The organism is Streptomyces sp. NPDC059900 (genome assembly GCF_050270335.1).
GTDB lineage: Bacteria > Actinomycetota > Actinomycetes > Streptomycetales > Streptomycetaceae > Streptomyces.
Map to the genome: position 1 here is coordinate 1 of NZ_JBNNJZ010000502.1, position 6,015 is coordinate 6,015.

General features: G+C 71.0%; 5 protein-coding genes and 1 pseudogene. 4 read left to right on the forward strand and 2 right to left on the reverse strand.

The features are described from left to right. Together ACQKIP_RS37340 and ACQKIP_RS37345 are read right to left on the reverse strand one after the other, a co-directional pair. Positions 1–329: pseudogene (locus ACQKIP_RS37340) on the reverse strand (sugar ABC transporter permease); the annotation flags it as partial. Positions 330–396: 67 nt separating this feature from the next. Beyond that, positions 397–1,818, reverse strand: a complete 1,422-nt coding sequence (locus tag ACQKIP_RS37345) for an ABC transporter substrate-binding protein (RefSeq protein WP_365856106.1) — start codon at positions 1,816–1,818, stop codon at positions 397–399. Positions 1,819–1,993: 175 nt separating this feature from the next. Here ACQKIP_RS37345 and ACQKIP_RS37350 point away from each other — a divergent pair, with 175 nt between their 5' ends. From ACQKIP_RS37350 to ACQKIP_RS37365, 4 genes are all read left to right on the forward strand, one after another. After that, a complete protein-coding gene (locus tag ACQKIP_RS37350) occupies positions 1,994–3,040 on the forward strand; it encodes a zinc-dependent alcohol dehydrogenase (protein WP_365856104.1) in 1,047 nt (348 codons plus the stop codon). Between the two features lie 9 nt (positions 3,041–3,049). Beyond that, the gene (locus tag ACQKIP_RS37355; RefSeq protein ID WP_365856102.1) at positions 3,050–3,850 is read left to right on the forward strand and encodes a sugar phosphate isomerase/epimerase family protein; all 801 of its coding nucleotides are present in this window, start codon (positions 3,050–3,052) and stop codon (positions 3,848–3,850) included. Then, on the forward strand, positions 3,847–5,226 hold the full coding sequence (locus tag ACQKIP_RS37360; protein WP_365856100.1) for an MGH1-like glycoside hydrolase domain-containing protein: 1,380 nt from the start codon (positions 3,847–3,849) through the stop codon (positions 5,224–5,226). The genes ACQKIP_RS37355 and ACQKIP_RS37360 overlap by 4 nt, the downstream gene beginning before the upstream one ends. Next, on the forward strand, positions 5,223–6,015 hold a 793-nt coding region (locus tag ACQKIP_RS37365), incomplete at its 3' end, for a glycogen debranching N-terminal domain-containing protein (protein ID WP_427745156.1). The genes ACQKIP_RS37360 and ACQKIP_RS37365, both read left to right, overlap by 4 nt.

Here is a 6,015-nt window from a genome sequence, read left to right on the forward strand (position 1 = left end):
GTCGTGGAGAGGCTGGACCAGAATCCGGCCGAGCCGAAGACCTGGGCGAAGTTGTCCAGGGTCCAGTTGCCGAGCAGGCCCATGTCCTGGATGTCGACGAGCTTGGCGTTCTGGAAGGCGAGCAGCACCGTCCACAGGATCGGCAGGATCACGACGACGAGCACGACCACGAAGGTGGGGGTGACGAAGGCGAGTCCGGCGCGGTTCTCGCGGCCCGTGGCGCTCGGCGGGCGGGACTTCTTGCGCTCCGGCTGCCCGCCGGCCGGTGGCGGCTCGGGGGTGCTGGCTGCGGTGCGGCGCTTCGTCGCGCCGCTCTGGGCAGTGCTCATGGGTCAGTACCTCGGTGTGCCTGGGTGCGGGCCGCCGGCTGGGGGCGGCTGTCGGTGGGGGCGGCGGCTAGCGGAGGGATTTCTGCAGGGCGGCCACTTCGTCGCGTGCCTCGCGTGCCGCTTCTTGCGGGGAGCTCTGGCCGCTGGTCATGGAGCCGATGGCCTTGGGCACGGGCAGTTCGCCGTTGGTCGCGCCGACGAGGGCTCCCTCGCCCTGGCTGATGCCCCAGCGGCGCATGTTGCTGACGCCGTCGGCGAGCTGGTCCAGGAGCTTGTCGGAGAAGGCCTCGTTCATGGGCTCGCGGCGGTCGACGCCGATGTCGCTGGAACGCCAGGCGTCCAGGTACTTGCCGGGGTCGTCCGCGGTGCCGCCGCGGACCGGGATCTTGCCTTCGGGGGCCATGCCGAACCAGTCCTCGTAGCCTGCGCCCATCATGTACTCGATGAACTGGCGCGATGCGTCGCTCTCCGCGGTCTTGGTGGTGACCCAGGAGGTGATCTCGCCGAACTGGGCGGGCTTCTTGCCCGCAGGACCGCCGAGCGCGGTGGTGATGCCGGTGTTGTCGGCCAGGAACTTGCGGTCCTTGCGGCACTCGGCGCAGCTGGGCAGGGCGTCCTTGCGCAGTCCCGCAAGTTCGTCGAGGAGGAAGGACGACCAGATGACCATGGACGACTTGCCCGCGAAGTAGGTGGCGCGGGTGGAGTCCACGGTCTGGGTGCCGGGCGGACCGTACTTGTCCGCGAGGGTGGCGTACGTCTTGAAGGCGGTGGCGCACTGCGGTGAGCCGAGGTCGACCTGCCGCTTGTCGTCGACCAGCTGGCAGTCGTTGGCCAGGGCCAGGCCTTCGAAGCTCTGCTGGGTGAAGACGTCGCTGGGGTCGGTGGCGGCGGAGATGCCGTCGCGGCCCTTGGTGGTCAGGTCCTCGGCGGCCTTGAGCAGGCTCTTGTAGGTGTCGGGGGCCGGCAGGTCCGCCTGCTCGAGCTGGTCCTTGCGGTAGGCGAGGAGCTGGAGCCAGGCGTCGGAGGGGACACCGAGGCGGGTGGCGCCGTCGGAGGTGAGGTCGAGGGCGTTGGCGTTGAACGTGGAGCGGCCGAGCTTCTTGACGATCTGGCGGGGGATGTCGGTGTTGAGCAGGCCGTTGCTGTACATCTGCCAGGTCTGGCCCATCGGGGCCGCGCCGATGACGTCCGGGAGCTTGCCGGAGGCGGCGGCCGACATGATCAGCTGAGGCATCTGGGCCTCGTCCACGCCGACCAGGTCGACCTTGATGCCGGTCTTCTTCTCGAAGCGGTCGATGATCTTCTCGGTGGCGTCCACGCGCGGGGTCAGGTTCTCCTGCGACCACACGGTGATGTGCTTGTCGGCCTTGGCCGGTCCGCTCTGGCTGTTACCGGCGCAGCCGGCCAGTGCCGCCATTCCCAGTGCCGCCGCGAGACCCGAGGCGATCGCCTTCGATCGGCCGCTCGATCGGCGGGTCCTCATGCGCATGTTCAGTCCTCATCGACTCGCCGACTTATGTCTACTGGGCACACATCTCAGCACCTCTTTTGCTTGTTGACAAGACATAAGTTCGAGATAGTCTCGACGTATCCGGTGGTCGCGGCGCCCTGCGGTGCCCCGGATCCCAGCTCTCACCACACTCCCGAGCCCTCGGAGCCTTTTCGTGGAACGCGTCGTCCAATTCACCGGCCCCCGTCAGGTCGAGGTGGCCGAGCACGCAAGTGCCCCGCTGCCCGCCGGACATCTGCGGGTCCGCACCCTCTACTCGGGCATCTCCGCCGGCACCGAACTCACCGCCTACCGGGGCACCAACCCGTATCTGACCCGCACCTGGGACCCCGGGGCCCGGCTGTTCCGCGACGGCGCCGCCGGGATCGAATACCCCGTCGTGGGCTGGGGCTACTCCGAGGTCGGCGAGGTCACCGAGGTCTCCCCCGAACTGGTCGGCACGCCTGCCATACCCGCCGTCGGAGACCTGGTGTGGGGCATCTGGGGCCACCGCAGCGAGGGCATCGTGCCCGCCGAACGCATGGCGGGCCACACCCTGCCCGCCGGTCTCGCACCGCTGGCCGGGTCCTTCGCCCGCGTCGGCGCCATCGCCTACAACGCGGTCCTGTCCGCCGACATCCACCTGGGCGAGGACGTCGCCGTCTTCGGGCAGGGCGTCATCGGCCTGATCACCACGCGGCTCGCCCAGCTCAACGGCGCCCGCGTCACCGCGGTCGACGCCATCGACGGACGCCTCGACACGGCGAAGCAGTACGGCGCCCACAGCACCCTCAACGCCCGCACCGACGCGGTCGCCGAGCAGATCCGCGAGGCCACCGCCGGAGCGGGCGCCGATGTCGCCATCGAGATCAGCGGCGTCCACCCCGCCCTCCAGGAGGCGCTGCGCTGTGTCACCGTGGGCGGCCGTGTGGTGGCCTCCGGCTTCTACCAGGGAGACGGCATCGGATTGCGGCTCGGCGACGAATTCCACCACAACCGCGCCCAGTTGATCTGCTCCCAGATCGGCGGCGTGCCCCCGCAGCTGTCCCACCGCTGGAGCGTCGAACGCCTCCAGCGGACCTTCCTGCGGCTCGTCGCCGAAGGCCGGGTCGACGTCGAGTCCCTGGTCAGTCATGTCGTCCCGGTCGCCGAGGCGGCCGACGCGTATGTCCTTCTTGACGAGCGCCCCGCGGACGCTCTTCAGGTCGTCCTGGAATTCTGAGAGGCCCCCGTGTTCAAGACCGCCGCACAGGAACAACTGCTCCCGGGCGACACCCTTCAGCAGAAGTGGGAGTTCGCGCAGGCCGCCGGATACGACGCCATCGAGCTGCGCGCCAAGGGAGACCTGCACTTCGCGTCCCGGCTTCCCGAGCTGAAGCAGGCCCTCGCCGACGGCGTCGTCATGCCCACCGTCTGCGTCGAGATGCTGCACTTCTTCGGCGCCTTCGACCCCGACCTGCGCCGTGACGCCATCGAGCAGATGAAGTCCCAGCTCACCGTGATCGCAGAGATCGGCGGCCGGGGCGCGCAGACCCCCGCGTCGTACGGCATGTTCTCCAGTCGGCTGCCCCCCTTCGAGGCCCCGCGCAGCGCCGACGAGGACCGCGAGGTCCTGCTCAGCGGCCTCACGGAGCTGGGCGAGCACGCCAGGAAGCAAGGGGTCCAGCTCTACCTGGAGCCCCTCAACCGCTACGAGGACCACATGGTCAACCGCCTCGAACAGGCCGCCGACCTGCTCTCCGCCGTGGGCCTGGACTCCGTGAAGATCGGCATCGACAGCTACCACATGAACATCGAGGAGGCGGACCCCGCCGCCTCGATCCTCAAGTACGCCGACTACATCGGCCACGCCCAGGTCTCGGACTCCAACCGCTTCCAGCCCGGCGCCGGACACCTCGACTGGCAGGCCTGGCTCTCCGCCCTGCACGCCATCTCCTACGACGGCTACCTCGCCGCCGAATGCCGGCTCACCGGCGACCCCGTGGACGCCGTCCGCTCCATCCCGGGCTTCCTGCGGGGTGCCGGAGCATGACAGCCCTTCTCGGCGACACCGTGGTGGGGCCCGGCGCAGGCCCCACCACCGATCCCGGCGGCGCGGGACTGCGGCGCGGCGCGGCCCGCGTGCTGCTCGGCAACTGGACCGGCGGCGCCACCGTGCCCTCGCGCACGCTCTACCCGCACCAGTGGAGCTGGGACTCGGCCTTCATCGCCATCGGCCTGCGCCACCTGTCCGTGCGCCGCGCCCAGCGGGAGCTGGAGACACTGCTGGGCGCCCAGTGGGACGACGGACGCATCCCGCACATCGTCTTCAACCCGTCGGTGCCTCTGGACGCCTACTTCCCCAGCCCCGACTTCTGGCAGTCCTCGCGGGCAGGACACGCCGCCGGCGCCCCGCGGGCACCCGAGACATCGGGCATCGTGCAGCCTCCCGTGCACGCCCTGGCCGCCTGGCTGGTGCACGAGGCCGACCCCGCCGAGTCCGCCCGCCGCGGCTTCCTCGCCCGGGTCTACCCGCGCCTTGCCGCCTGGCACCGCTACCTCACTTCCCGGCGTGATCTGGGCGGACAAGGGCTCGCCGCGATGGTCCACCCCTGGGAGCCGGGCATGGACAACAGCCCGTGCTGGGAAGCGCCCCTCGCGCGCGTCGAGCCCGCCGCGCCCGGATCGTTCCGCCGCGCCGACCTCGACCACGGCGCCGCCGCCGACCGCCCCACCGACCTCGACTACGGGCGTTACGTCCGCCTGGCCGTCGACTACCGCGACTCCGGATATGCCGACCGCGCCGGAACGCACGCCTTCGCCGTCGAGGATCCCGGCGTCAACGCCCTGCTGATCGCCGGCGAGCACGCGCTCGCCAGGATCGCCAGTGCCGTGGGCGCCGATCCCGCCGAGCACCACGAGCGGGCAGCGGCCCTGACCGAAACCCTGGTCGAACGGCTGTGGGACCCGGCGGCGGGCATGTTCCTCGTCCGGGACCTGGTGGGCGGCGAACTGATCCCCGAACGCAGCGTGTCGGGCCTGATCCCGCTGATCGTGCCGGGCCTTCCCGCCCAGGTCACCGACAGCCTCCTCACCACGCTCGACAGCAGGCACTTCCGCACCGACGCCACCGCCCTGGTGCCCAGTTACGACCTGGCAGGCCACGCCTTCGACCGCTCCCGCTACTGGCGCGGACCCGCCTGGTTCAACACGGCCTGGCTCGTCGAGCGGGGCCTGCGTCACCACGGCGCCGCCGAGCAGGCCGACCGGCTGCGCGCCGCCTTCCTCTCCGCCGCGGGCGCATCGGGCTTCGCCGAGTACGTCGACCCGTACACCGGCGAGGGCCGCGGCACCCGCGACTTCGCCTGGACCGCCGCGCTCGCCCTGGACCTGTCCCGGCCTCCGCACAGCAAGGAGAGCGCCGAATGACGGCCTCCGACCGGGTTCTGCTCGTACGCGACGGCACCTTCGTCTCACTCGGCTCCGACGGCGCGATCAACGGCAGCGCGGGCGCGTCACCGGACGGCCTCTTCCTGCGCGACGCCCGCCACCTCAGCCGCTGGCAGCTGACCGTCGACGGGACGGCCCCGGCTGTCCTGGCCGGGGCGTCCGAAGGGCCGCGCGCCACCTGTGTGCTCACCCCGGCGGGCACCCGCGACGAACCGCCCGCCTACACCGTCTTCCGTGAACAGGCCGTCGACGCGGGTGTTTTCACCGAGCGGCTGCGGATCGTCAGCAACCGACCGGAAGCGATGACCGCCCGCCTCGCACTGCGGGTCGACGCGGACTTCGCCGACCAGTTCGAGCTGCGCTCCGACCACCGCACCTACCCGAAGCCGGACGCAGCCCGTACCGTCGACATGACGCCGCGCGGCGTCGAGTTCGCCTACCGGCGCGGCGACTGGCACTCCCGTACGTCGGTCGTCGCCACCCCCGCACCGGACGAAGCGGCGGCCGAGACCGACAGCACCGAGTGCCGCCTCGTCTGGTCGGTGGAGCTGGCGGCGCACGGACAGGCCGAGGTGAATCTGCGGGTCGAGGCGCACCCGTCCGGCGCTGTGCCGCGCCCGCTTCCGACGGCTGCAACTGACGACCGACCTGACCTCCCCTACGCTGAAGGGGACTTGCTACGGGCCTGTACGCAAGGCCTGGCCGACCTGGACCTGTTGCGGATCCAGGCCGGCGGGCCGGACGGCGAACCGGTGAGCGTGCCCGCAG

What these genes read in the sequence shown, in the direction of transcription:
- ACQKIP_RS37345 (WP_365856106.1), bottom strand. Translation starts at nt 1,818, where the DNA reads ATGCGCATGAGGACCCGCCGATCGAGCGGCCGATCGAAGGCGATCGCC.
- ACQKIP_RS37360 (WP_365856100.1), top strand. Translation starts at nt 3,847, where the DNA reads ATGACAGCCCTTCTCGGCGACACCGTGGTGGGGCCCGGCGCAGGCCCC.